This window comes from Mesorhizobium sp. ES1-1 (genome assembly GCF_020164785.1).
Lineage (GTDB): Bacteria > Pseudomonadota > Alphaproteobacteria > Rhizobiales > Rhizobiaceae > Mesorhizobium.
The window spans coordinates 50,100-75,856 of the sequence record NZ_JAIUGX010000009.1 but is presented as its reverse complement, the minus strand read 5'-3'; the positions used below and the strand labels follow the sequence as shown (position 1 = coordinate 75,856).

Below are 25,757 nucleotides of genomic sequence, written 5' to 3'. Positions count from 1 at the left end.
ACCGTGGCGTTTCAAGGGCACGAAAATTACAGTTTCGTAACATGGACGTGAGCAAACAGGCCTGTCAGAGCGTGTCAGGGTGTTGCCCGAACCGACGGCCGCAGGCGCCTTTGGCATGGACCAAGCCGTCTTGCCGCGCTATCCCTGCGAGCATGAAAAAAGGCGATCATCTCTTCCTTGTCGACGGCTCCGGCTATATCTTTCGCGCCTACCACGCGCTGCCTCCCCTGACCCGCAAATCCGACGGCCTGCCGGTCGGCGCGGTTTCCGGCTTCTGCAACATGTTGTGGAAGCTGATGCTCGATGCCCGCAACACCGAGGTCGGCATCGTGCCGACGCATTTCGCTGTGATCTTCGACTATTCCTCAAAGACCTTCCGCAACGATCTCTACCCCGACTACAAGGCCAACCGCTCGGCGCCGCCGGAGGACCTGATCCCGCAATTCGGCCTTATCCGCGAAGCGACAAGGGCGTTCAACCTGCCTTGCGTCGAGATCGAAGGCTACGAGGCGGATGACCTGATCGCCACCTATGCCAAGCTCGCCTGTGAAGCGGGCGGCGACACCACCGTCATTTCCTCCGACAAGGATCTTATGCAACTCGTCGGCCCCACTGTCGGCATGTATGACCCGATGAAAGATCGCCAGATCGGCATCCCCGAAGTCATCGAGAAATGGGGCGTGACGCCGGAAAAGATGGTCGACCTGCAGGCGTTGACCGGCGACTCCGTCGACAACGTTCCCGGCGTTCCCGGCATCGGCCCGAAGACCGCGGCGCAGCTCCTCGAACAGTTCGGCGATCTCGACACGCTGCTGGCCCGGGCCGGCGAGATCAAGCAGGAAAAGCGCCGGGAATCGATCATCGCCAATGCCGAAAAGGCGCGCATTTCGCGCCAGTTGGTGACGTTGAAGGACGACGTGCCCGTGAGCGAAGGGCTCGACGATTTCATCCTGCACCCGCCGGATGGGCCAAAACTCATCGGCTTCCTCAAAACCATGGAATTCACCTCGCTGACGCGCCGTGTGGCGGAAGCGACCGGCACCGAGGCCGGCGGCGTCCAGGCGGTCTCCGTCACCGTCGAGCGCGCCGACAATGCGCATGGGCCGGACGTCGGGGCCGGAGCGCGGCCCGGGGCCGATCCGGATGAGGCCAGTGCTGAGACGCCGAGGCAGGGCGACGCCCCTTCCCTGCTCGCGGCCCTGCGGTTGGAAGCGGCAACGGCCCGCAAGATCGACACGTCTGCCTACACCACCATTCGCGATGTAGCGACACTCAAGGCATGGATCGCAGAGGCAAGGGAAGCCGGTGTCTTAGCCTTCGAGGCCCAAGGCACCTCTTCGGATCCGATGCGGGCCGAACTCGTCGGCTTTGCCATGGCCATCGCGCCGGGCCGAGCCGCCTATGTGCCGTTCACGCACAGGAGCGGAAGCGGGGATCTGCTGGGCGGCGGGGCGATCGACAACCAAATCCCGGTGCGCGAAGCGCTCGCCTTGTTGAAGCCGCTGCTGGAAGACAGGTCGGTTCTCAAGATCGCGCAGGAGCTGAAATCCAGCCTCGTCGTCATGAGCCGCCACGGGATCGAAATCGCGCCCTTCGACGACACGATGCTGATCTCCTACGTGCTCGACGCCGGCACGTCGGGCGGCCATGGACTGGCGGCCCTTTCGGAAAAATGGCTTGGCCACACGCCGACCACGCTGAAGGAACTGGCCGGGTCTGGCAAAAGCTCCGTCGGCTTCGAACAGGTGGAAATGGACAAGGCGACTGCCTACGCCGCCGGGCATGCCGATTTGGCGCTGCGGCTGTGGCTGGTGCTGAAGCCGCGGCTTGCCGCCAAGGGCCTCGTATCGGTCTATGAGCGGCTCGAGCGCCCGCTGGTGCCGGTGCTGGCGCGCATGGAGCAGCGCGGCATCTCGGTCGACCGGCAGATCCTGTCACGGCTCTCCGGCGAACTGGCGCAGGGCGCTGCCCGGCTGGAAGAGGAAATCTACCAGCTGATCGGCGAGCGCATCAACATCGGTTCGCCCAAGCAGCTCGGCGACATCCTGTTCGGGCGCATGGGCTTGCCCGGAGGCTCGAAGACCAAGACCGGGCAATGGTCCACCTCGGCGCAACTGTTGGAGGATCTGGCCGCCGAAGGCCATGAACTGCCGCGCAAGATCGTCGACTGGCGGCAGCTGACCAAGCTGAAGTCGACCTATACGGATGCGCTCCCGGGCTTCATCCATCCCGACACCAAGCGCGTGCACACGTCTTTTGCCCTCGCCGCGACAACGACGGGCCGTCTGTCATCATCCGATCCGAACATCCAGAATATTCCGGTCCGCACGGCCGAGGGTCGCAAGATCAGGACCGCCTTCATAACCGACAAGAGCCACCGGCTGGTCTCGGCCGACTACAGCCAGATCGAGTTGCGGGTGCTCGCGCATGTCGCCGAGATCCCGCAATTGCGGCAGGCGTTCGCCGACGGCGCCGACATCCATGCCATCACCGCCTCCGAAATGTTCAACGTACCGGTCGAAGGCATGCCGTCGGAAGTCCGGCGTCGCGCCAAGGCGATCAATTTCGGCATCATCTACGGCATCTCCGCCTTCGGCCTGGCTAACCAGCTGTCAATCCCACGCGAAGAGGCCGGCACCTACATCAAGAAGTATTTCGAGCGTTTTCCCGGCATCCGCGACTACATCGAGGAGACCAAGGCCTATGCCCGCGAGCATGGCTTCGTCGAAACGATCTTCGGGCGCCGCATCCACTACCCCGATATTAGGTCTTCCAACCCGTCCCTGCGTGCCTTCAACGAACGGGCCTCGATCAATGCCCGGCTGCAGGGTACGGCCGCCGACATCATCCGCCGCGCAATGATCCGCATGGACGATGCGCTTGAAGAGGCAAAGCTTTCGGCCCGCATGCTGCTGCAGGTGCATGACGAACTGATCTTCGAGACGGTGGAGGCGGAGATCGAGGCGACCATCCCGGTCGTTCGCCATGTCATGGAGAACGCGGCAATGCCGGCGGTTTCGATGTCGGTCCCACTCCATGTCGACGCCCGCGCCGCCAGCAATTGGGACGAGGCGCATTGAGGCTCCTCCGCTTCGTTATCCAAGGGCGAAGCAAGGAGCCAATCAATGCAGCGCTGACCCTAGGATAACGAAGGGCGGCCTTAGGCCGCTTGCGCCAAACACTTCGCGCACGTCCCGCGAAACTCGATGACCGCCCTCTTGGCGGCGAATCCGGTGGAGCGGACCCAATCGTCGAGCCTGTGGCCGACATCATGGTCGGACATCTCGTTCACCTGGCCGCATGTGTCGCAAATGGCGAATGCGGTCATCGAATGGCTGTGGTCATGCGGCTCGGCGCAGGCGACGAAGGAATTGATGCTCTCCAGCCGGTGCACAAAGCCCGACTTAACCAGAGTATCGAGGGCACGGTAGACCTGCAGCGGTGCGCGGAAGCCGCGCTCGCGCAACTGGTCGAGCAAGGTGTAGGCGCTGAGCGGCCCACTGGCGGCCTCGAGTTTCTCGAGTACGCACTGCTGGTTCTTCGTCAGAACTTCCCTTGAGCCCATTATCCTGTCCAACCTGCCCGGCGTAGCCTGCGATCATCGCCTATCTCCTCAGATAGCGACGAACCTGTATTTTTGCTACTGTCCGCGCCTGACAAAGGCGATGACGCCGTTGTCATTTGGGCTGAATGCCGTCCGGCGCGCCGACGTCAGTGCTAGCTGCTCTTGCGTAGCCCGTAAGGAATGTGAGCGATTTGGCTTGACCGGCTGGATTAAAGCCCGGCACGGGCTTGATCGCGGGCGCACAATTCAAAATACTGACAAAATTCTCCGCAAGGGTGGCCTTGCTTGGGAATTCGATCGGGCTTGGGGAAGCACTAATGATCAAATTGACACGCCGGACGCTGCTTGTCGGCACGTCCGCGCTGGTGGCTGCTGGCACGGTTTCATTCCGTGCCCGAGCGGCATCGCGCACCTATCATGCGCTTCTGATCGCCTGCACCGAATATCCTGCCCTGCCGCAGAGGAATTGGCTTATCGGGCCGAAGAACGATGCCGGCCTGGTGCATGAATATCTGCTGAAGAATGTGCCGGACCCGGTCCGGTTTGCGCCGGAGAACGTCACCCTGCTGGCCAAGGACGTGCCCGGCGCCAAGGGCTTGCCGACCCATGCGGCGATCAAGGCAGCCTTGGCCGATCTAGCCGCCAAGGTGCAGCGGGACGATTTCGTCTACCTGCATCTGTCGGGCCATGGGGCCCAGCAGCCGCAACGGGTCAAGGGCGACGAAACCGACGGGCTCGACGAGATCTTCCTGCCCGTCGACATCGAAAAATGGGTCAATCGCGAGGCCGGCGTGCCGAATGCCCTGGTCGATAACGAGATCGGCGACGCGCTCGACGCCATTCGCGACAAGGGCGCCTTCGTATGGGCCGTCTTCGATTGCTGCCATTCCGGCACCGCGACACGCGCCGTCGAAGTCGACGATGAACTGGAACGAAAGGTCGAATTCGCCGATCTGGTCGGCGGCGACGAAGCCGACAGGGCTGCGGCCATCAAGGCCTATGAAGACACGGTCGCCACCGCATCGCGCGGTTTGGATGAGGATGGCGCGCGCAAGCCTGCCTTCAACCTGAGCCCGACAGGGGCCGCGGCGATCACCAAGGGCAAGCTGGTCGCCTTCTATGCCGCCCAGACAATCGAGACGACGCCGGAAATGCCGTTGCCCAAGGGGGTGACGGACGCACCCCGCTTCGGCCTGTTCACCTTCACCATCCTGTCGAAACTGGCCGAAAATCCCGCCGTCACCTATCGCCAGCTCGGCCAGGCCGTGCTGCAGCAATATTCGGCTGACAGCCGCACCCGGCCGACGCCGCTGTTCGAGGGCGAACTCGACGCACGCGTCTTCGGCACCGACAGGACGGACGCGGTCATGCAGTGGCCCATTGTCATCAAGGACGGCGATATCACGATTGGCGCCGGACTGCTGCATAGGCTCACGCCCGGCAGCAAGCTCGCCATCCTGCCTTCGGCGCTGTCTTCATTGTCCGATGCGGTCGGCTATCTCGAAGTGCGGTCGGCCAAGAACTTGGAAAGCCGGCTCAAACCGGCCGAGTTCGACAAGAAACCGCCGCTCAAGCTCGCCGACATTCCGGCCAATGCCTACGCCCGTGTCGCCGAGATCGCCGTCGACTACAAGCTCGTCGTGGCGCGCCCGGCCTCCTCAAAAGGACTCGAGCAGGAAACCGCGCTGGTCAATTCGGTTCTCGACGAACTGGCTGGTGCCAAGGAAACGGGCTTCAACATCGAGCTGGTCGGCCCAGGCAAGAGCGCCGAGTTGCGCTTGGCGGTGATGCGCGAGAACGCCATCGAGGGCGCCGCCAAGGACGCCACCGACAAGCCGGCGCTCTGGTTCCTGCCGGCGTCGGGAGACGTGACGCTGAAGGATGGCGGCAAACCACCGCTGGTCATTATCCACGCCGATGACCGCCATAAGCTGGTCGATGCGGTGACAAGGAACTTGCGCACCATCTTCCGCGCCACCGGGCTGTCGCGGCTGGCGGCCGCCTCCGATTACAAGCCCGAGGACGTCGACGTGCAATTCCAGGTCAAGCGCCGCGACAGGGACGACCTTGAGCCCTTGCAGCCATCCACGGTCCCTCGGGTCTCGCCGGGTGACGAGGTGCATGTGCTGGCCAGGAACAGCTCGGACCAACTTGTCGATATCAACGTGCTGTATGTCGGCAGCGACTATTCCATCACCCACATCGTCGCCGAACGCCTCGCCCCCAAGGCGACGCTCGAGGAAGGACTGCTCGCCTTCACGGATACCAGCTTCGGCATGGAACGGATGGTCGCCGTGCTGACCGAGGCCCCGCCGGAGAGCGAGAAGGAAGATCTGAGCTTCCTGGCGCAGGATGGCGTCGCAGCGATGACGCGCGGCCTGGGCTCGGCCAGCTTTTCGGACATGCTGACCGATATCGGCATGGCGCCCGCGACCCGATCCGTGATGCGGCTTGCCGACAAGAGCGGCCCGAAAGGAGCCGTGATGATCTTTCCGATGGAGACGGTGCCACGCGCCTGAGCGTGGCATCTGGTGCCAGCCCTTGCACGGCGGGCAGGATCGGTGAACATTTCCAACTGAACGCATGACAGCTCGATCAAGCAAGCGAGGCCTATCGTGAGAAACTCTATTTTGAAGCTGATTGGCGCGGTTGGCGGCCTAAGCGCCATGCTCGTCATGTCAAACGCGTGGGCGGAAGAGCCTTGCGGATTGTGCGCCAAGGAAATCGTCATCAATTCCGAGTTGGCGAGCTGCTTCCTCGATCAATATGACCAGATTGCCACGGGCAAGAACGAGGCCGTCGCGGTGGATCTCAGCAATTGCGCGTCGCGCGGCGTGGTGGAAGCCCTGCCCTCGCCCACCAAGGGCACCGTGGAGCCGGATGTACAGTTCATGATCTCGCGCCAGCAGCTCGGTTGCCTGCGGCAGAAGCTCAAGGAGCCGGGCCTTGTGCTCGACCCCTCGGCCAAGATCGATCTGGGGCGTTGCGGATGAAAGAGCCAAAACCGAAGTCGACCCGCGAGCCGATCGCACAGGCATCGCCCGAGATGAGCCTGGCGATTTCCGGTCGTCCGGAGCGGAAGAAGGCGCCTCCGCCGGTCGAGGTCCCGAAGAAGGATGCCAATCCGTTCACCGATGGTGACTGGCGCACCATCATCGACGCGTGGGCCGGCCTTGGCGTGCGTTTCGTTCTGATCATCGGGGCGCTTTTCTCGGTGGTGCAGTATCTTCAATCGCGCGAGGAACAACGCGTCTCGCAGTCCATGGGCCTGGTCGAGCTTTGGGAAACGCCCGACTACCAGAAGGCCCAGCAGTCTTTGAAAGCTCGCCTGGCGGCGCTCAACGAAAAATACAGCTCGCTGCTCGGCGCCAATCCGACCGCCGCCGAGGAGAAGGTTTACCGGCAGCGCATCGGCATCGAGGCGATGTCCGCCACGGGCGGCGACGAGCCGCTGGGGGAATTCTCCGCCGATTTCGACAAGGTCCTTTATTTCCTCAACCGCCTCTCCTTTTGCGTCGAAGGCAATGTCTGTTCGCGCGAGGTCGCCGACGCTTATTTCCATGACTACGCGGTCTCGTTCTGGAGTTACTTTGCCGGCTACATCGATCGGCAGCGCAAGGCCGGCTCGACCACCTTCGCCAAGGCCGTCGAAAAATATGTCGGCACTGCATCATCATCCTCGCCGAACTGACGACAGGATCGAGCCATGAAGACCGGTCCGGCGTTTTGTCTTGCTGTGTGCTGGCTGGCGATGCTCGGCCTGGGCGCCATAAATCCTGCGCGTGCCGGCGATACGCCGGATTTCCATCTCGATCTGGATACCGGGGGGCATACCGCGCAGGTCACCGACCTCGCTTTTACGCCCGACGGCGAGGACATCGTCTCCGCCTCCGATGACAAGACCATCCGCATCTGGGACTGGCAGAGCGGGGTGACGCTGCGCACCATTCGCGGCTATCTCGGCAATGGCAGCGACGGCAAGATCTTTGCGGTCGCCGTCGCGCCCGATGGCAAGACGATCGCCGCCGGAGGCTATTTCGGCGCCAGCCTCGGCGACCAGCCGCCCTATGGCGACATCAGGCTCTTCGACTTCGCCACAGGCAAGATCAAGGCAGTGCTCAAAGCCGCGGACTACGCAATCTATGACCTGGCCTTCTCTCCCGATGGCAGGATTTTGGCCGCCGGCGGCGCCGACGGCGTCGTTTACCTGTGGAAACAGGACGACAAGTCCGCCACTGGATGGACCCTGGACAAGAAACTTGACGCCGATTCCTGGCACATCGACAAGCTCGCCTTCGCCGCCGCGGGGACGCGCCTGGCGGCCGCCACCACCGACAATGGCATTCGCCTCTGGGACGTGGAAAAGGGCGAGGAGATCCCCTTGCCGGCCGAGGCCGAGCCATTGCGCGATATCAGCGTCATGGCGCTGGCGGTGTCACCGGACGGCGGCCTGTTCGCCACCGGAAGCAATGACGGGCAGGTCGATATCTGGCATGCCGCCGACGGCACCTTGGCGCGTGCCATGCCAAAGCAGGATTTTCTCATCGGTTCGTTGACCTTCGCCGGGGGCGCTCGCCTGGTCGCGTCCTGCGGCTACCGCTGCGCCGACAGGCATCGCTCCACCGTCTGGAACATCGAGACCGGCGAGAAGGCGCGGGATTATGCCGGTCATGACGGCACGGTCCGCGCCAGCACCGCCAACGCCGATGGCTCGCTGGTGGCGACAGCCGGCGGGACGCGCAACGCCATTCAGGTCTGGGACCCGGCGACCGGCGAACGCAAGGCCCTGCTGCAGGGATTGGGGGAACCAGTGACCGCCGTCGGCATCGATGCGTCGAATGGTGTCATCGCCTGGGGCAACGCTAACGCGTGCCCCGCCCGCGTGGCCTGTCCCGAAGAACAGGGCATATTGGACAAGAAGCTGGAACTTCCGACAACGGAGCGGTTCTTCGACGCGCCCCAGCCGATCGGGGGAGCCGGCTCGTTTGCCCGCGCCTCCCTGGGAGAGGGCCAATGGGCGCTTGACGCCGCCCCCGGCGGCAAGAATGCGCTTGAAAACGCGGTGCTGGAGATCGCCAATGCCGGCAAGGTGGTTCGTAGCATTGAGAACGACGCCACCAACGGCTTTGTCCATTCCGCCTATACGCTGATCGGCGGCGGGCTCGGTTTGATCACCGGCGGCAATGATGGGACGCTGCTTGAATACCGGACAGCGACCGCAAAAGTCTCCGGTGAATTTATTGGCCATACAGGCGAGATCAACGCCTTGGTCGCTTCACCCGAGGCCGGCCTGCTGGTCACCGGCAGCGCCGATCAGACGCTGAGGCTATGGAACCTGAAGACGCACGAGTTGATCGTGTCGATGTTCTTTGCCGGCTCGGAATGGATCGCCTGGATGCCGCAGGGCTACTACTACTCCTCAGACGAGGGAGACAAGCTGATCGGCTGGCAGGTCAACCAGGGCCGCGATCATGAAGGCCGCTTCATCCGGGCCGGTCAATTGAAGAAATACCTCTGGAGCCCGGAAATGGTTCGGCGCGCGATCATCCTGCGCAGCGCCAAGCAGGCGGTCAAGGAGATGCGGCCGGGGGTCGACAACGAGTTGCGCAAGCTGCTGCAGCGCAAGCCGCCGGAATTCGGGGTCCGCGTCGCCGACGACCAGAGCAAGGTCCGGGATGGCTATGTCGCGGTCGAGATCACGGGAGCAAAGGAGGCCGGCGCCGATGTGACCGGCTTCTCGATCCTGTCCAACAGCCGCAATGTCGGCGACATCACGACCCGCTCGGTCGATGGCGACCGCACCATTGTCGAGATACCGGTCGAAAACGGCGAGAACACGATCCGCGTTACCGGCACCAACGAGTTTGGATATCTGACCGAGCGCAGCGTGACGGCCCTGGCAAGGAAGACCGAGAAGGCGCAGGCCAAGGGCAAGCTCTATGTCGCGGTCATCGGCGTCGACAAATATCCGTTCCTGACCGATGCCTGCTCGGGCCGGGCCTGTGACCTGCGCTATTCCGTCGACGACGCCACCGAGTTCCTCGACGTGATTTCCAGGAAATCGGCGCCGCTGTTCTCGTCGATGGAAACCCTGGTGCTGGTCAACCGCGAAGCGCTGGACGGGAAGCCCGACAAAGCCAGGCAGACCTACGCCGTCGCCAGCGCCGATAACATCATGGAGCCGGACTCCGATACGATCGACGACCAGCTTGCCGATTTCCTCGACAGGCCGGGCGAGCAGGACACCACCATCATCTTCGTCGCCGGCCATGGCATCAACATCGACGAGGACTATTACTTCATCCCCACCGACGGCCGCAAACAGGACGTCGAGCGCTGGAAGCGGTCCTCGCTTGTCGACTGGGGAGACATCCAGAAATCGGTCGAGCGGGCCAAGGGCATGCGCTTCATGCTGCTCGACACCTGCCACGCCGCCAACGCCTTCAATCCGCGCCTGGAGAAGGACGCGCAGGATGCCCGTATCGTGGTGTTTTCGGCCACCGCCGCCAACAACACCGCCGCCGAACTGCCCGAACTCGGCCACGGCGTCTTCACCTATTCGGTTCTCGAAGGCTTGCGCGGCAAGGCCAGGACATCGGATGGCGGCGTCACCCTCTTCGGCCTCGCCGACTTCATATCGCGCGAGGTAATGCGGCTGACCTCCTCGAAGCAGAAGCCGTTCTACTATGTCGGCGGCGTGGAGAACATCGTGCTCGCCGAGCCATGAGGGGGCTGCGCCCAGGCACCCCCCTCTGTCCTGCCGGACATCTCCCCCGCAAGGGGGGAGATCGGCTGCCACCTCAGCCTTCGCCAACTCTCAATGCTTCCAACGATGCCCCGCCGGTGAGGAGAATAATCTCCCCCCTTGAGGGGGAGATGTCCGGCAGGATAGAGGGGGGCCTTCTCGCGCGTTTTTTCACGGCTATCGCAATGCTGTGCCTCGTCTTCACCCTCTCGCTGCCCGCCTTCGCCGCCCCTGTCGTCTGCCCACCCAGCACAGCAAACTTCCCGCCCTTCTACGACGACGCCGCGCTGTTCAAAGGTGCAATGACAGCGGTCGCCGATGTCCCGCCCTCCAACCAGCGGCTGACCGGCATCACCGTGCCGCATCATCTTTTGGCGGCTGACCTCGTGGCGCTCGGTTTCCACGCGGCATCCGGCTATCGCTACAAGCGCATCGTCATCCTGGCGCCGGACCATTTCCACAAGACGCACAAGCTCTACGCCACGACGTCGCGGGGCTTCGACACCGTGCTTGGCCCCGTCGTGACCGACATTCAGGCGGTGCGCCAACTCGAAACGAACGGCGACATGGTGGAGGAGTCCTGCCTGTTCGACAAGGAGCACGGCGTGCGGGCTCTGTTGCCGTTCCTGCACCATTATTTCCCCGAAGCGCGCATCGTGCCGGTGGCGATGTCGGTGAAGGCCAAGCGCCGCGACTGGGACAGGCTCGCCGAAGCGCTGAAACCGATCGTCGACCAGGACACGCTGATCGTCGAATCGACGGATTTTTCGCATTACCTGCCCCAGCACGAGGCTCGCCGCTTCGACCAGCAATCCCTGACCATGCTGGCCGCCGGTTCGCTTGACGGCATAGCGGTGCTTCGCCAGCCCGATCATGCAGATTCCGTCGGCGCGCTCTACATCCAGACCAGGCTGCAACGCGAATTGTTCGGGGCCCAGCCACTGGTGGTCGCCAATGAGAACTCGCAGGAACACACGTCGGACTATGTCGAGCGGACGACGAGCTATGTGGTGGCGTTTTTCGGCGCCTTTGGTCCCGGCTTCAACAATCCGGCCCGGTCAAAGGACAGGATCTACTACCTCGCTGGCGACGTGAATTTCGGCCGCGCCATGAAGAAGATCCTGATCCGCGACGGCGTTGCCGACAGGATCGTCGAGGACATCCTCACATTGACCGGATCGCGGCCTCTGATCGTCAATCTCGAAGGCGTCATCCTGCCCAACGTGCCCGAAGCCATCGACGATATGACGCTGGCCATGCCGGAAGACCTTGCTGCCACTATGCTGAAGCGGCTGCACGTCGCCGGCGTCAGTCTCGCCAACAACCATGCCTATGATCTCGGCCCTTCCGGCTATGCCGAGACCTTGCGCGCACTGGACAGTGCGGGCATCCCGCATTTCGGCCAGGGCGAGACGCTCGCGCTTGCCGATGTCGATCTTATCGGTCTGACCGACATCGACACCAACGGTTCCAAGAACACCGACCTGCTGACCCCGGCGCTGCTCGACCGGCTGCTGCACGAGAATGCGCAACGGCCGGTGGTGGCTTTCGTCCACTGGGGCCGCGAATACAAGACCGAGCCATCGGCGCGCGAGTCCATGCTGGCCGACGAGATGCGGCTGCGCGGCGCTTTGGTCATCGCCGGTGGCCATCCCCATGTGTCGAGCGACGCGATCGTGCCGCTTGCCGGCGGCGATGTCGCGGAGGTCTATTCGCTCGGCAATTTCCTGTTCGACCAGAAAGCCGAGCGCTCCTCGGGTTCGATGCTGGAACTGCGCGTCTTCGCCCAGGGCACGGTCTTCACCAGGCTCATCCCGCTGCCGAACTATTTTGAGATGGGCCGGAAGTAGGCGCGCGCCTGGGCGAATTGCGAGTCACGGCAGGCGGGCATCAGCTGATATCCAATACACCCTAGCCGCAGCCAAGCATTTCACGCGGCAGATAGCAGGCGGCCGGTTCGGTCTTGGTCTCGAACAGCGATTGTTTCGGTCGAAAATAGAAGAAGGTCACCGGCTTGCTTTCGCGCACGCTGCCGTCGGCGAAGTGGGCCGCGATGCTGAAACGGTGGATCGATGACATGGACGACCACATTTTCAATCGCGCCGTGTAGGAACTGACGTTCTTGTTGCCACGCATCGGCATGGCGATGGTGTAGTCATGCTTGCCGATGGGAAATTCGATGTTCTGGTAGCGCATCGCCTCCGGAGTTCCGCCGCCGCCATCGCCGCATTCGGCCATCGATTCGGGCGTCTCGAAGACGGCCATGGTGATCTGCGTGCGGAACGGCTCGCTCTGCTGATAGACATGGCCTTCGTCATCGGCCCAGGAATAGTCGAACTTGCCGATCGCGTTCAGCGTCAGCGCCTGCTGCATGCTGCCGAGATAGTCCGCAACCTGGCCGAACTTGATCTTGTTGGTCAGCTGGCTGCGGCAGACATTGAGACTGTCGACCGAGGGACACGGAAAACGCCCCGTCTCCAGGCTTGCCGTATCGACTCCGGCCTCGGTCAAAACGCTCTTGATCGACACGTCGGCCCCGTCGCCGATGCTACCGATGTCCTTTGTGAACATCCGGCTTGGGTCGCCGGTTGGATTGCCCTCCTCGTCCACGTTTGTGAACTGGATCGACATCTTCATGTCCTTGGCGTCACCCCAGCCATTGTTGATGATCGAGAAATCCGGGCGGAAGCCGACGCAGCCGAAATGCTCGGATATCGACAGCATCGGCTTGCGATAGGCGTCGCTGGCGGCGACCTTCATCTCCAGCCTGTCGAGCTTGACCTTGGACCTATCCGTAGTCTTCAGGTCGACTTCGGCGAAGGCCGGCGTGTCGTCCCAGTCCAATCCGCCATAGACATTGCCGGTGGTGATCTCCCCGGTGCCGTTCCAGCTGTCATTGTACTCATCCGCCTGCGGATAGATCGCGATGTCCTCGTCGCGCACCACGTGCTGGTACTGCATGTCGGCCTGCTGCGTCATGCGTTGGTCGACCGCGACACCGATCTCGACCTTGTCGGCTGCGCCGCCGCCGGTCTGCGCCTTGATCAGGCCGCCCACCTTCGCGTCGGCCAATATATCGGGGCGTGAGCCGTCGACCTCCCTGCCCATCACCCATTGCGATTCATAGACCGTCCCCCCGGCAAGCCGGGTCCGGCCCTTGCCGTTCCTCTGGCCGTCGACGAAGGGACCTACAAATATCTCGCCGGTGGCCATGGTCAGCCGGCCTTGCCCGTTCGCCAGGCCGGCGGCGAACTGGCCCTCATAACGATTGCCGTCGGCGTCGACATGGATCCCGGCGCCATCGAGCACGCCGGCTCGCCAATGACCCTCCCAAATCTCCCCGGAGCGCATCTCGAGCCGGCCCTGGCCGTCCGCCCGGCCATCCCTGATCTCGCCGAAATAGCTGGAATAGACAGTCTTCGGGTCGTAGCTCGCGGAGCCGCGGACGCGCCAGACCAGCCTGCCCCTGCCGTTGATCGTCCCGTCCTCGGCGATCGTCCGGTCGGGTGACTGGCCGGCCGCCGGTTCCCAGATGAAGTCGAGGTTCCTTTCTGGATGGAAGTCCCAGACGCGGACCGACCTCCTCAGCACCGAGCGCGTATCGGACTGGTACAGGATCTGGACCCTTTGCGCCCACGTCCCGCCGGCGGGTGCGCCGGCCTTGTCCGCAAAGGCCGGCGAAAGGATCAGTCCGCCCAGAATTGCAGCTATCCCCAACACTGCCCTTGCGCGCGCCATCCCCTAGCCCCCTATGGATACCCCAACCCCTTTGCCGGCCAAGCGTAGTCGGCCATCCGACCTCTTGCAAGGGAAGCCCCATCGCATGCGTGCAACGAAAAAGGGCGGGGGGATCGACCCGCCGCCCTTGTCCGATATCGCGTTGCCTCGGCGCCTATTTATAAAGGCTGTTGATCCACTCGACGTTGGCAGCGTTCAGGCGGACCGCCGTGTTCGCATCGGGGCTTTCAGCCACATTGACGCCCGTGACGATGCGCTGCTTGGAGTTGTTGTCATAGGCATAGACGGAGCTGCCGCTGGACCCCGGGAAGGTGTCGCAGTCATACTGGAAATATTCCGGCGCGATGTTTTCGGCATGCACTTCGCAGCTCGCCTTCCACATCGTGCCCGTCGGCTTGTCGCCGGGATAACCGACGAGGTTGGCGGTGAAGTCGCCCAGATCCTCATAATTGGCATAGCCCAGCCAGCCCAAATTGGTGCCGACATCCTGCTTCAGGGTGACGATGCCGAGATCCCACGGGATGACCGAACCATAATAGCCCTGGTAGTTGTCGATGAACCCCTGCAGCACATAGGCGCTTTCATACTCGAACGCGCCGAACGGTGCGTCATCGGCGGTGCTGCCATTGAGGCCAGGCACGAACAGATAGTCGGAAAGCCAGTCCTTGTCCTCGTTGCTGTAGAGGCAGTGCGCCGCGGTCAGCACAGTGCGAGGACCGATCAACGTCGCCGAGCAGCTGCCATAGCCGCTCTTCGACTTGGCCTCGAGGTAGCCGATCGCCGAGAACGGATAGGTCTTCGTGTTCTTGACCTGCACCCGGTCATCGGCCCCGAAAACCTGGCGTCCGGCTTCGCCTTCGCCAAGGTCTGGATCCTCGGTCTTGCGAGGAGCTCCTTCTGCTCCATTGGCCGGCGCGTTCAATTCCTTGATGATGAGGTCCCGCAATGCCTCGGTCGGCTCGACCTTAATCTCCTTGCCATCGGCGGAACGCCCGACAACGCCATAGGATTTGACGGCCGTCGCCTCGTCGGCCAGCGGCGCCGCGCGGCTGTCCTCGTCGGTCAGCTTCGGTGGTGCGATAGGCTTTGCCCGCCCGGGCTTGTAGTCGCCTGAAGCCGCGTCCCGCGTGCTTTCGCCATTACCGGGACTGGCGGAGCCAGGGTCGGCGGCGAACGCCGGAACCGCCCACATTGCGGTGGAAAGCAATGCGGACGCAATAAGTGCGTTTGTCAGTTTTGTCATGGTGAGACTCTCCCAAAAGTCAGCAAGGACTGGATCAAAATACAGAAATATTGTCGAGATCGTGGTGAGACCTGAAAATGAGTTTCCTCACCGGCCACCAGTCCGATCGTTGTTCTGCAAGGTCATTTCAAGGCCCCCGCCAAAAAACCCCAGCGACGGTATACTGCCTAAAATAATCCTAGATTGGCAATGACAAATCGCTTCCAGGTAGCCCGTGGGGGGCTATAGGATCTGCGCGGGTTCTGCTCGCGGGCACGGGCGGCAAAAAGGTGGGATTCGGTTCGGACCGATCGTGCGTCGAATGACTTCGGCGCGCGTCCGGATATCGAAACCGGCATCGCCTCGCTGCGCATTGTCCGACGCCGGCCTGCTCGAAACACTGTCTCAGGAGGTCTCAGGTGCACATAACCAATCGGTTCAGGCCGCTCGTAGCCGCGTCGATGCTTGCCATAGTCTCGGCCCTCACCATCCCCGACGCCAGCCGGGCCGACGATACCGCCAGGCCCGAAGCCGCGGTCTCGCCCATGAAGCGGGTGATTGAGGCAAGAGCAAAGGCGGCGGCCGAGAACCCCGACGGCTCCGATCGCGTCTATGGGGGCACCGAGGCCGAGAAAGGCGCCTATCCGTTCCAGGTCGCGCTGCTCACCACCGACAGGCTGGACGAAAGCCCCGCGTCGCAGGCAAACGCGCAGTTCTGCGGCGGCAGCCTGATCGCGCCGCAATGGGTTCTAACGGCCGCGCACTGTCTCAAGGATAACGGTGAGCCCGTTTCACCCGATTCGATCACCGTGTTGACTGGAGCGACCGATCTCAGCGAAGGCAAGCGCCACAAGGTGGTGGAGGTCATCGTCCACGAGGGCTACAGCGAACAGACGCTCGACAACGACCTTGGCCTGCTCCGGCTTGCCGGCCCGGCCGATGCACCGACCATCAAGCTTGCGAATGAAGCGACGCCTGACAAGGGTAAGACGACCGTAACGGGCTGGGGCAAGATGCAGGACGGCACCTTTCCAACCACCCTGATGGTCGCCGATCTCGACCTGCAGCCCAACAGCGCCTGTAACACCGGCATCAAGGCGATCTATGCGCGTGATCTGAAGGCGGCACTGAGCGATCTGTCCCGGCGCATGCGCTACTCGGAAAAGGGCATCGAGGCTGCCGCCAACGCGATCGCCGCCGACATGAACGACCCGCTGACCAGCAACATGATCTGCGCCGGCACCACAAGCGGCGTGCGCGATGCCTGCAACGGCGACAGCGGCGGTCCGCTGTTCATGGCCGTAAAGGGCAGCCCGGTTCAGGTCGGCGTGGTGAGCTGGGGCGAAGGCCCGGCCGATGGAAGTGCTGCCTGCGGCCATGAGGACGCCTATGGCATCTACACCCGGCTGGCCAACTACACCGGCTGGATCGAGGGCAAGGTGAAGTCGTCCGCTCCGGCGCCGGTCAAGCCGAAGCCCGGCCTGGGAACCGCCCAGAAGCCAAAGACACCCTGAGCCGCGATATTTGCGCATCGACTTGAAACGGCGGGAGCGTCTCCCGCCGTTTGTTTGCCGGCTCCTGATGAATTCTACTTCCTCGCCGGACCTTTGCGTTCGGCTGAAGCCGCCCACAGGTTGATGTCGGACTCGCGCGCATAGGTATCGATTTCGGCGAGTTCGGCGTCGCTGAAGTCGAGCGTCTTGAGCGCGCCGACGCAATCCTCGACCTGTTCAGGCCGGCTGGCGCCGATCAGCGCCGAGGTCACCCTGCCCCTCCGCAGCACCCAGGCGAGCGCCATCTGCGCCAGCGTCTGGCCTCGCTTGCCGGCAATGGCGTCGAGCGCCTTGATGTTGGCCACGGTCCTGTCGTTGATGAACGCCGTCTTCAGCGACTTGCCCTGGGAGGCGCGGCTGCCTTGCGGGATGCCGCCGAGATATTTGTCGGTCAGCATGCCTTGCGCCAACGGCGAGAACACGATCGAGCCGACGCCAAGTCCGTCCAGCGTATCGAGCAGACCGTCATCCTCGATCCAGCGGTTGAGCATCGAGTAACTCGGCTGGTGGATGACGCAAGGCGTGCCAAGCTGCTTCAGTATGTCGGCGGCGTCGCGCGTGCGCTGCGAATTGTAGGACGACACGCCGGCATAAAGCGCCTTGCCCGAGCGCACGGCGTGGTCGAGGGCTCCCATCGTTTCTTCCAGCGGCGTGTCGGGATCGAAACGGTGCGAATAGAAGATATCGACATAATCGATACCCATTCGCTTGAGGCTCTGGTCCAGGCTGGCCAGCATATATTTGCGCCCGCCCCATTCGCCGTAAGGGCCGGCCCACATCTCATAGCCGGCCTTGGTCGAGATGATCAGTTCATCGCGGTAGCCGGCAAGATCGGTGCGCAGGATCTCGCCGAAAGCGGTCTCCGACGAGCCGGGCGGCGGGCCGTAATTATTGGCGAGGTCGAAATGCGTGATGCCGAGATCGAATGCCTTGCGAACAATGGCCTGCTTGGTCTTGTGCGGCGTGTCGTCCCCGAAATTATGCCATAGCCCAAGCGAGATCGCCGGCAGCTTCAGCCCCGAGCGACCACAGCGATTGTAGATCATTTTCTCGTAGCGGTTTTCGGCGGGAGTATAGGGCATTGGAAATCCTCGAACGCAGCGAGCCGGTTGGCCGACGCCGACGAAACGGTGCGGGCAGGCTCTGTTCCTCTCTCTTAGCCTGTCCCGGCAGGAACCGGGAGAGGGACGAAACAGATGGCTACGTCTTCCTTGCCAGCAGCTCCTTGGCTTGCTGGACACCGAGCGCCGCCGGCCTCTCGCACGTGGTGCGCATGGCGACGAATTTGCCAGTCTCGCCGGAGCGCAGAATTCCGGTCATGATATCGACGGCATGCAAGGCCAGTTCCATCGAGCAACGGTGTGGGCGATTTTCCATGATCGCCAGAGCCATGTCGGCGAGGCCCGCCGTGCGGTAGTTGGCCATCATGCCATTCCCGTGCATCTCGTTGGGTACGCCGAACGGATGCTTCCAGTTTGGCAGCTTCTTGACCGGCTTGCCCTCGTCAGTGAAGCGCACCTCGCCGCCGAAGAAATTCGGGTCCGGTACGAACACCGTGCCGGCCTCGCCATAGAGTTCCATCGGCGCGTGACCGTGCGCCCAGACATCCCAGCTGGCGTTGAGCGTGATCACCGCGCCGTTCTCGAATTCCATCATGCCATGGATCGTCGTCGGTGTGTTGACGGGAATTTTCTCACCCGCGCGCGGCTTCGATGAAATAATGCGCTCCTTAGCCGGCGTCGTCGCGAAAGCCGCGACCTTCTTCACCGGTCCAATCAGCTGGATCAGATTGGTGATGTAATAGGGCCCGATATCCAGCACCGGCCCCGCGCCGGGCTGGAAGAAGAAATCCGGGTTGGGGTGCCAGTGCTCCATGCCGTGACCCATGACATGGCAGGTACCGCTGGTGATCTTACCGAGCCGGCCCTCGTCGATCAGCGCACGCACCAGCTGGTGCGCGCCCCCAAGGAAGGTATCGGGCGCCGAGCCGATGCGAAGCCCCTTCTTTTGCGCCCGCGCCCTGAGATCCTGGCCCTCCTTGAGCGACAGCACGAACGGCTTTTCCGAATAGACGTGCTTGCCGGCGTCCAGCACCTGCTTCGACACCTCATAGTGAACGGCTGGAATGGTCAGGTTGACGATGATGTCGATGTCATCCGCCCCGAGCAGCGCGTTGACCGTTTCGGCGCGCAGTGCAAATTCCTTCGCCCGCGCCCTGGCAGCGTCCATGTTGATGTCGGCACAAGCGCGCATCTCGATGCCGCGAAACAGCGGCGCCAGCGAAAAATACGCCTTCGAAATGTTGCCGCAGCCGATGACGCCGATGCCTAATTTCCTTGCCATGCCCGTTGCTCCTAATAGGTCTTGGCGGCAGAGATCGAACGGCGGGCGAAGCGCTCCAGGTCGTTCGGGTTGTCGTGTTCCATGATGTAGTATTTTGCACCGCTCTCGGCGCGCAGGGTCTTGATCAGGCCGGCCCAGTCGATCGTGCCGTGGCCGACATCGGCCCAGCCATCTTCGTCCAGCCCCGCGCCTACCCCGGCAATGTCCTTGACATGGACGGCAGCTATGCGCTTGCCGTATTTCTCGATCCACTTCAGCGGGTCGTCGCCGCCGCGCACCACCCAGGCAACGTCCATTTCCCAGCCGATCTCGGGCGCCGCGGCGAAGATCAGATCCTGCGGTATCGATCCGTCGGCGAGTTTCTTGAATTCGAAATCGTGGTTGTGCCAGGCAAAGCCGTAACCGGCGGCTTTCGCGGTCTCGCCGACCTTCGCCAGGCGCTCGCCGAAGGCGCGCCAGCCGGCCGCATCGGAAGGCCGCGCGTCTGGCAGGAGGTAAGGGCAGATCAGCAGCTTGATGCCCAACGTGTCGGCGGTCCTGCGCACGCCGTCGAAATCGCCCTCGAGCGCGTCGATCGAGAAATGCCCTGTCGGCATGGCAAGGCCGTTTCTGTCGAGCTCGGCGCGAAAGGCCTTCGGATTGGCGTAGACCGCGCCGAAGCCCTCGACCTCGGTGTAGCCGAGCTTGCCCAGCGTGGCGAGCACGCCCTCCCAGGGCTGGAAATTGCGGGCGCTGTAGAGTTGGAATGACCAGTTCATCGTCTTTGTCCGTTCTGCTTGGGGGATGTGTTGGTGATGGATCTCGGAAACTAGAGTCGGCTGCCTGTTACGGTGTCGAAAAGCGAGGCGCGCATCGGGTCGAAGCCGACCGTCACCGGCTCATCATTCCGGGGCGTGCGTTCCGACGTGACCCGGACGCTGAAATTCTGCTTGGCAAGCCTCAGCCAGACCAGCGTGTCGGAGCCCATCGGTTCGACCACTTCGACATTGGCAGCCGTTGAGAACGGCCAGCCCGTTCCGCTGTTCAGACTGACATGCTCGGGCCTGATGCCGAACACGGTTGGGCCGGGCGCCGGTTGCCGATCGAAGTGGTAGGTGCCGAGCGGTATCTTGAGATCGTCCGCCAAGAAGTGCCATCCGCCACCAGCGTTTTCCAGCCTGCCGTCGAGGAAGTTCATCGCCGGCGACCCGAGGAAGCCGGCAACGAAGCGATTGACCGGTCGGTTGTAGATAATCTGCGGCGCATCGAGCTGCTGGATGACGCCGCCTTTCATGACGGCGATCCGGTCCGCCAGCGTCATCGCCTCGATCTGGTCGTGAGTGACGTAAATCATCGTGTTCTGCAGCTTGCGGTGCAGCAGCTTTATCTCGACGCGCAGCTCGGCGCGCAGCTTGGCGTCGAGGTTGGACAGCGGCTCGTCGAACAGGAAGACATCGACATCGCGCACCAGTGCTCGTCCGATCGCCACGCGCTGGCGCTGGCCGCCGGAAAGCGCTGTCGGCTTGCGCTGCAGCAAGGGCTCGATCTGCAGAATTTCGGCTGCCCTTGCGATGCGTTTGGCGATCTCGTCCTTCGGAGTACCCGCGACACGCAGGCCGAACGACAGGTTCTTCTCCACCGTCATCTGCGGATAAAGCGCATAAGACTGGAACACCATGCCGATGCCGCGGTCCTTGGGCTCTTCCCAGGTGACATTCTTGCCCTTGATGACAATGCGGCCTCCCGAGACGTCGAGCAGGCCGGCGATGCAATTGAGCAAGGTCGACTTGCCGCAGCCCGATGGCCCGAGCAGCACGATGAACTCGCCATCGGCGACATCGAGATTGAGCGTTTGCAGCACGGTCACGGCGCCGAAACTCAACGACAGGTCCTGGATCGACACGCTGGTATCGGTCGCGGCCATATCCATCACCCTTTCACCGCGCCGGCGGCGATGCCGCGCACGAACCATCGTCCGGAAATGAAGTAGATGACAAGGGGGACGGCCGCCGTCAGGATCGTGGCTGCCATGTTCACATTGTACTCCTTCACGCCGGTCGTGGTGTTGACGATGTTGTTGAGCTGGACCGTCATCGGCCAGTTGGACCGCCCGGCAAACACGATGCCGAACAGGAAGTCGTTCCAGATGCCGGTGACTTGCAGGATGACGGCGACGACCGCGATCGGCACCGACATCGGCAGCATGATGGAGAAGAAGATGCGCCAGAAGCCCGCGCCATCGACCCGCGCCGCCTTGAAAAGTTCGGCCGGCAGTGCGGCGTAGAAATTCCGAAACAGCAGCGTCAGGATCGGCATTCCGAAGATCGTGTGCACGATGATGATGCCGGGAAGTGTCGCGAACAGCCCGACCGAACTCAGTCCGATGATCAAGGGATAAATCACCACCTGATAAGGGACGAAGGCGCCGAAGACGAGCAGGCCGAACAGAAGGTTGGCGCCCTTGTATGGCCAGAAGGTGAGCGCGTAGCCATTGATCGAAGCGCAGACGATGGAGATGGCCACGCTCGGCAGTGTGATCTTCACCGAATTGTAGAACCCTGGGCTGAGGCCGTTGCAGTCGCGGCCTGTGCAGGCATGCAGCCAGGCGTCGGCCCAGGGCTGAAAGGTCGGCTCGTGGGGAAGGCTGAAAAGATGTCCGAGCCTGATCTCCGGCATTCCCTTCAGCGAGGTCACGATCATGATGTAGACCGGGATGAGAAAGAAGAGGGCCGCGACAATAAGGAAGGCATAAATGCCGATACGGCCGGGCGACATCCGACGCGGCTTGGGGCCGTAGGGCCTGACGTCAGCGAGGTCCGATCGTTCCTGGATCGCGATCGGGGCGGCGCTCATGCTTCTGTCTCCCCCTGGCGTTTTCGCCGCCATGCGACGAGTCCGCCGAAAGCCAGGACTACCAGCACGGGCAGCAGCATCATCGTCGCCGCCGCCATGCCCTGGCCGACATTCTGCCGGACGGTGATAAGCTGGATGACGTAGACCGCGGGCATCGACGTGGCGATGCCCGGACCGCCGCCCGTCATGGCGATGACAAGGTCATAGACGCGCACGACCCCGACGCACTGGAGAACGAAGGCGGTGGCGAAGGAGCCCCTCATCATCGGCGCCACGATGGAGACGTGCGTGCGCCATGTCGGGATACCGTCGACCTTCGCCGCCTTCCAGATCTCCTCGTCGACGCCGCGCAGGCCGGCGAGCAGGATCGCCATCGTCACGCCCGAGCCTTGCCAGATGCCCGCCACCACCAGCGCGTAGAGCGCGGTGTCGGCACTGACCAGCGGGGCGAAGCTGAAGCTCGACCAGCCCCAATTGCGCATTGCCGCCTGCAGGCCGAGATTGGGATCGAGCACCCATTGCCAGACGAGCCCGGTGACGATCAGCGACATGGCGAAGGGATAGAGGAAAATCGAGCGGAACAGGTCTTCCTGGCGGATGCGCTGGTCCATGAAGACAGCAAGCAGGTATCCGAACAGCATGTTGCATGTGATGGACATCAGGCCGAAGAACCAGATGTTGTTGACCGAAATCAGCCAGCGATTATCGGCCCAGAGGCGCCTGTACTGCGCCAGACCGACGAAGTCATAGGTCGGGAACAGCTTGGAACTGGTGAACGACCAGAGCACCGAGAAGCCGACGCCGATCACGAACACGCCGACGGCCACGAGTATCATCGGTACGGTGCCGATGACGGCGGGCAGATGGAATCCGCGTCTCCAGCTCTTCTGCATCCTCGGTCTTTTCTCCGCTTTCACCGCCCCACCGCTCTGTCCGAAAACCGCCGGGCGAACCGACCAACGCCGGCCCTTCACCCGATCCTCGACGGGCCAAAGGCGATCGAGGCGCCGTCGTCAGGTCAGCGCCTCGGTCGATGATCGGTGCTAGTCGGAATTGCCGATGATGGTGGCGAACTTCGCAGTCGCGTCGTCAGCGGTCATGGTGTCATCGGCGAAGAACTGCGCAACGAGTTCATTGATCTGCTGATTGGTGTTCTCGGTGATGAACCGGTTCGTCGCTGTGACGATGTTGGCCGGGTCTTCGACTGCCTTCAGCGCCTTCTGCATGCAGGGGTCGGCGGTCGACATGTCGACATCGCCACGCACCGGCATCGAGCCCTTGGCATTGTTGAAAGCGACCTGGACTTCAGGGCTGATCAGCAGCGCCGCCAGACGCTTCTGCGCCGCCTCGACATCGGTATTGTCCTGCTTGAAGAAGACGATGATGTCGCCGTCGGTGCTGACCACCGGCTTTGCCTCGTTCAAGCCGATCATGCAGCCGAAATCCTTGACGCCGGTCATACCGGCAGCCGCGAATTCGCCGCGCGCCCAGTCGCCCATCACCTGAAGTCCGGCCTTGCCGGTGATCACCAGATTGGTGGTGTCGTTCCAGTTGCGGTTGGCGTAGCCATTGTCGCTGAACTGCTTCAGGGCCCGCAGCTGCGTGAAGACGCCCTTCATTTCGGCTCCGCCGGCAATGTCGGCGCTCTTCTTCGTATACATCTCGTCGCGCTTGGCGACGCCGAGGGCTGCGGTGACCATGTCCTGGAACAGGAGCTGGATCTGCCAGCCATTGCCGTCGCCGCCTATGGCGAAGGGAATGAGGCCTGCCTCCTTGATCTTTGGCGCCGCCGCGATGAACTCGTCCAGGTTCTTCGGCTCCGGCACCCCGGCCTTTTCGAAGACCGGCTTGGAATACCACGCCCAGTAATTGGAATGGATGTTGACCGGGACGCACCACCAATGGCCGTCGACCAGGCAGGCGCCACCGATCGCTTTCGGGCGAATGACCTCATCCCACTTGCCCGCCGTCGCGACATCGGTGAGGTCGAGCAGCTTGCCACCCGAAATCAGTTCCTCGTACTGCCGGCCGGGATTGAACTGGGCCGCACCGGGAGGATCGCCGCCCAGCACACGCTGCATCACGGTCGAGCGAGCGGTTTCCCCGAGCGCGATCGCGCTGTCCACCCACTTGTCGCCATGACCGTCATTGTCGAACGCCTTCGCGAATTGCGAGACCGCGGCCGACTCGCCCTTCGAGGTCCACCAATGGATCACTTCCACGTCGGCGGCAGCGGCCTGGCCGGCAAACTGCAGCGCGGTCGACACCGCCAGCGCGGCGGTCACTAATCCGTATCGCATTTCGGTTCCTCCCAGAATCTGAAACGTTACAGATTTTCGATACTTGAATTACGTGAACTGTGCAACCCTCTTGTCCGGGCAACTCCGAAGCTCTTGGAACCGAACACAAGCTCAAGCTGATGTTGCATCGCAGTAGTATATGCTTCGAGCTGCACAAACCAAATGCGACACGACCTACCAAACATGCCTAGTCCAATAATTTCCCATGGGTTTCCATAGGTTTGACCGGAAGCCGCTCTGACGTTGCCGCAGATCCTAAGCGCTAGGCTGGCAATCTGTAACGTTTCAGTTTACGACCATTGACGAGGGTGGGAACGTATTTCGGGCACCGATGGCGGCGATTGCCGACCGACCATGCGACCTGCTATGCGCCTGACGGGCGGGATGAATGGACAGACAGCGGACCGAAAAGAACGAGACGACATCGGCGCAAGAACGGCCGACATTGAAGATGCTTGCCTTCATGACCGGCCTGGGTGTCACCACTGTGTCACGTGCCTTGAAGGACGCACCCGAAATCGGCGCCGAAACCAGGCGCCGGGTGCAACTGGTGGCCAAGCAGATCGGCTACCGGCCGAACCGGGCCGGCGTTCGGCTGCGCACCGGCAGGACCAATGTCATCAGCCTCGTGCTCAACACCGATCGCGAAATCATGAGCTTCGTGTCGGATATTATCTACGGCGTTTCGGAAGTGCTCTCCGAAACGCCATATCACCTGATCGTCACGCCCTATTCGCGCTCGCAGGATCCGATGGAGCCGATCCGCTATCTTGTCGAGACCGGCTCGGCGGACGGCGTCATCATCTCGCGGACGCAGCCCAACGATCCCCGTGCCCGCTACATGCTGGAGCACGGCATGCCTTTTGCCACGCATGGCCGTACCGATATGGGCCTCATCCACCCCTACCATGACTTCGACAATTATGCCTTCGCTTCAGCTTCCGTGCGACGTCTGGCCAGCATGGGTCGGCGCAGGCTGGCGCTGCTGGCGCCGCCGCCCGAGCTGACCTACCATTCCCACACCATTAATGGCTTCGCCGACGCGCTGGGCGAGGTCGGCGCCAGCGAAATCCCGTTCAACACAGTGTCGATCGACAACACGCTCGAGCAGATCAGGACAAGGACCGCGCAATTGATGCGCCGCGACATCAGGCCGGACGGTTTCGTCAGCAGCGCCGCGGCCGCGACGCTCGCTATTGTCGCAGGCATCGAGGATGCCGGCCTCGTGCTTGGCCGCGACGTGGATGTGGTGTCGAAACAGTCGGCCGACCTGCTGCACCTGTTTCGCAGGGAGTTGCTGGTCGTCAATGAGAACTTCCGCCTGGCCGGCGCCGAGCTTGCCCGCTCGGTGCTCGGCCTGATCGGCGGCGCCGAACCCGGCTCCCTGCAGAGGCTGGTCGCAGCCGGCGACGTTCAGGCGTTCAGTCCGCCCGCGACGGTCCAGACTACTTTCTGAGGT

General features: G+C 62.7%; 18 protein-coding genes. 8 read left to right on the top strand and 10 right to left on the bottom strand.

From position 1 onward, the window contains the following. Positions 1-152 precede the first annotated feature (152 nt). On the top strand, positions 153-3,080 hold the full coding sequence (gene polA / locus LB513_RS16630) for a DNA polymerase I (protein WP_224664592.1): 2,928 nt from the start codon (positions 153-155) through the stop codon (positions 3,078-3,080). An 80-nt stretch (positions 3,081-3,160) separates the two neighbouring features. Here the strand turns inward: polA and LB513_RS16625 are convergent, their stop codons facing one another. Further along, the gene (locus LB513_RS16625) at positions 3,161-3,565 is read right to left on the bottom strand and encodes a Fur family transcriptional regulator (protein WP_224664591.1); all 405 of its coding nucleotides are present in this window, start codon (positions 3,563-3,565) and stop codon (positions 3,161-3,163) included. 317 nt (positions 3,566-3,882) lie between these two features. On the opposite strand from LB513_RS16625, the gene LB513_RS16620 reads away from it, so the two are divergent. From LB513_RS16620 to amrB, 5 genes are all read left to right on the top strand, one after another. After that, the gene (locus LB513_RS16620) at positions 3,883-6,084 is read left to right on the top strand and encodes a caspase family protein (RefSeq protein ID WP_224664590.1); all 2,202 of its coding nucleotides are present in this window, start codon (positions 3,883-3,885) and stop codon (positions 6,082-6,084) included. A gap of 96 nt (positions 6,085-6,180) precedes the next feature. After that, positions 6,181-6,558, top strand: coding sequence for a VirK family protein (locus LB513_RS16615; protein WP_224664589.1), 378 nt, complete (start codon positions 6,181-6,183; stop codon positions 6,556-6,558). Next, complete coding sequence (locus tag LB513_RS16610) at positions 6,555-7,256, top strand: hypothetical protein (RefSeq protein WP_224664588.1); 702 nt, start codon at positions 6,555-6,557, stop codon at positions 7,254-7,256. The genes LB513_RS16615 and LB513_RS16610 overlap by 4 nt, the downstream gene beginning before the upstream one ends. Before the next feature lie 15 nt (positions 7,257-7,271). After that, positions 7,272-10,292, top strand: a complete 3,021-nt coding sequence (locus LB513_RS16605) for a caspase family protein (protein ID WP_224664587.1) — start codon at positions 7,272-7,274, stop codon at positions 10,290-10,292. Positions 10,293-10,495: 203 nt separating this feature from the next. Beyond that, positions 10,496-12,160, top strand: a complete 1,665-nt coding sequence (gene amrB / locus LB513_RS16600) for an AmmeMemoRadiSam system protein B (RefSeq protein WP_224664586.1) — start codon at positions 10,496-10,498, stop codon at positions 12,158-12,160. A gap of 61 nt (positions 12,161-12,221) precedes the next feature. Here amrB and LB513_RS16595 read toward each other — a convergent pair whose 3' ends face one another. Next, complete coding sequence (locus LB513_RS16595) at positions 12,222-14,048, bottom strand: MORN repeat-containing protein (RefSeq protein ID WP_224664585.1); 1,827 nt, start codon at positions 14,046-14,048, stop codon at positions 12,222-12,224. 154 nt (positions 14,049-14,202) lie between these two features. Beyond that, positions 14,203-15,291, bottom strand: coding sequence for a trypsin-like serine peptidase (locus tag LB513_RS16590; RefSeq protein WP_224664584.1), 1,089 nt, complete (start codon positions 15,289-15,291; stop codon positions 14,203-14,205). 398 nt (positions 15,292-15,689) lie between these two features. Here LB513_RS16590 and LB513_RS16585 point away from each other — a divergent pair, with 398 nt between their 5' ends. After that, a complete protein-coding gene (locus LB513_RS16585) occupies positions 15,690-16,784 on the top strand; it encodes a serine protease (RefSeq protein ID WP_224664583.1) in 1,095 nt (364 codons plus the stop codon). A 74-nt stretch (positions 16,785-16,858) separates the two neighbouring features. Here the strand turns inward: LB513_RS16585 and mgrA are convergent, their stop codons facing one another. From mgrA to LB513_RS16550, 7 genes are all read right to left on the bottom strand, one after another. Further along, complete coding sequence (mgrA, locus tag LB513_RS16580) at positions 16,859-17,905, bottom strand: L-glyceraldehyde 3-phosphate reductase (RefSeq protein ID WP_224664582.1); 1,047 nt, start codon at positions 17,903-17,905, stop codon at positions 16,859-16,861. Between the two features lie 118 nt (positions 17,906-18,023). After that, positions 18,024-19,166, bottom strand: coding sequence for a Gfo/Idh/MocA family protein (locus LB513_RS16575; RefSeq protein WP_224664581.1), 1,143 nt, complete (start codon positions 19,164-19,166; stop codon positions 18,024-18,026). A gap of 11 nt (positions 19,167-19,177) precedes the next feature. Continuing rightward, entirely contained in the window at positions 19,178-19,924 is a 747-nt protein-coding gene (locus LB513_RS16570; RefSeq protein WP_224664580.1) for a sugar phosphate isomerase/epimerase family protein, read from the bottom strand. Between the two features lie 50 nt (positions 19,925-19,974). Further along, positions 19,975-21,069, bottom strand: a complete 1,095-nt coding sequence (locus tag LB513_RS16565) for an ABC transporter ATP-binding protein (protein ID WP_224664579.1) — start codon at positions 21,067-21,069, stop codon at positions 19,975-19,977. Positions 21,070-21,074: 5 nt separating this feature from the next. Then, positions 21,075-21,998: a carbohydrate ABC transporter permease gene (locus LB513_RS16560; RefSeq protein WP_224664578.1), complete on the bottom strand. Its 924-nt coding sequence runs from the start codon at positions 21,996-21,998 to the stop codon at positions 21,075-21,077. Beyond that, positions 21,995-22,891: a carbohydrate ABC transporter permease gene (locus LB513_RS16555; RefSeq protein WP_224664577.1), complete on the bottom strand. Its 897-nt coding sequence runs from the start codon at positions 22,889-22,891 to the stop codon at positions 21,995-21,997. Before LB513_RS16555 ends, LB513_RS16560 begins: the two co-directional genes overlap by 4 nt. A gap of 150 nt (positions 22,892-23,041) precedes the next feature. Continuing rightward, positions 23,042-24,298, bottom strand: coding sequence for an ABC transporter substrate-binding protein (locus LB513_RS16550; protein WP_224664576.1), 1,257 nt, complete (start codon positions 24,296-24,298; stop codon positions 23,042-23,044). A gap of 388 nt (positions 24,299-24,686) precedes the next feature. Between LB513_RS16550 and LB513_RS16545 the strand changes: the two genes are divergently transcribed. Beyond that, complete coding sequence (locus LB513_RS16545) at positions 24,687-25,754, top strand: LacI family DNA-binding transcriptional regulator (protein ID WP_224664575.1); 1,068 nt, start codon at positions 24,687-24,689, stop codon at positions 25,752-25,754. The last annotated feature ends 3 nt before the right edge of the window (positions 25,755-25,757 follow it).

What these genes read in the sequence shown, in the direction of transcription:
- polA (WP_224664592.1), top strand. Translation starts at nt 153, where the DNA reads ATGAAAAAAGGCGATCATCTCTTCCTTGTCGACGGCTCCGGCTATATC.
- LB513_RS16625 (WP_224664591.1), bottom strand. Translation starts at nt 3,565, where the DNA reads ATGGGCTCAAGGGAAGTTCTGACGAAGAACCAGCAGTGCGTACTCGAG.
- LB513_RS16620 (WP_224664590.1), top strand. Translation starts at nt 3,883, where the DNA reads ATGATCAAATTGACACGCCGGACGCTGCTTGTCGGCACGTCCGCGCTG.
- LB513_RS16610 (WP_224664588.1), top strand. Translation starts at nt 6,555, where the DNA reads ATGAAAGAGCCAAAACCGAAGTCGACCCGCGAGCCGATCGCACAGGCA.
- LB513_RS16605 (WP_224664587.1), top strand. Translation starts at nt 7,272, where the DNA reads ATGAAGACCGGTCCGGCGTTTTGTCTTGCTGTGTGCTGGCTGGCGATG.
- amrB (WP_224664586.1), top strand. Translation starts at nt 10,496, where the DNA reads ATGCTGTGCCTCGTCTTCACCCTCTCGCTGCCCGCCTTCGCCGCCCCT.
- LB513_RS16595 (WP_224664585.1), bottom strand. Translation starts at nt 14,048, where the DNA reads ATGGCGCGCGCAAGGGCAGTGTTGGGGATAGCTGCAATTCTGGGCGGA.
- LB513_RS16590 (WP_224664584.1), bottom strand. Translation starts at nt 15,291, where the DNA reads ATGACAAAACTGACAAACGCACTTATTGCGTCCGCATTGCTTTCCACC.
- mgrA (WP_224664582.1), bottom strand. Translation starts at nt 17,905, where the DNA reads ATGCCCTATACTCCCGCCGAAAACCGCTACGAGAAAATGATCTACAAT.
- LB513_RS16575 (WP_224664581.1), bottom strand. Translation starts at nt 19,166, where the DNA reads ATGGCAAGGAAATTAGGCATCGGCGTCATCGGCTGCGGCAACATTTCG.
- LB513_RS16570 (WP_224664580.1), bottom strand. Translation starts at nt 19,924, where the DNA reads ATGAACTGGTCATTCCAACTCTACAGCGCCCGCAATTTCCAGCCCTGG.
- LB513_RS16565 (WP_224664579.1), bottom strand. Translation starts at nt 21,069, where the DNA reads ATGGCCGCGACCGATACCAGCGTGTCGATCCAGGACCTGTCGTTGAGT.
- LB513_RS16560 (WP_224664578.1), bottom strand. Translation starts at nt 21,998, where the DNA reads ATGAGCGCCGCCCCGATCGCGATCCAGGAACGATCGGACCTCGCTGAC.
- LB513_RS16555 (WP_224664577.1), bottom strand. Translation starts at nt 22,891, where the DNA reads ATGCAGAAGAGCTGGAGACGCGGATTCCATCTGCCCGCCGTCATCGGC.
- LB513_RS16550 (WP_224664576.1), bottom strand. Translation starts at nt 24,298, where the DNA reads ATGCGATACGGATTAGTGACCGCCGCGCTGGCGGTGTCGACCGCGCTG.
- LB513_RS16545 (WP_224664575.1), top strand. Translation starts at nt 24,687, where the DNA reads ATGGACAGACAGCGGACCGAAAAGAACGAGACGACATCGGCGCAAGAA.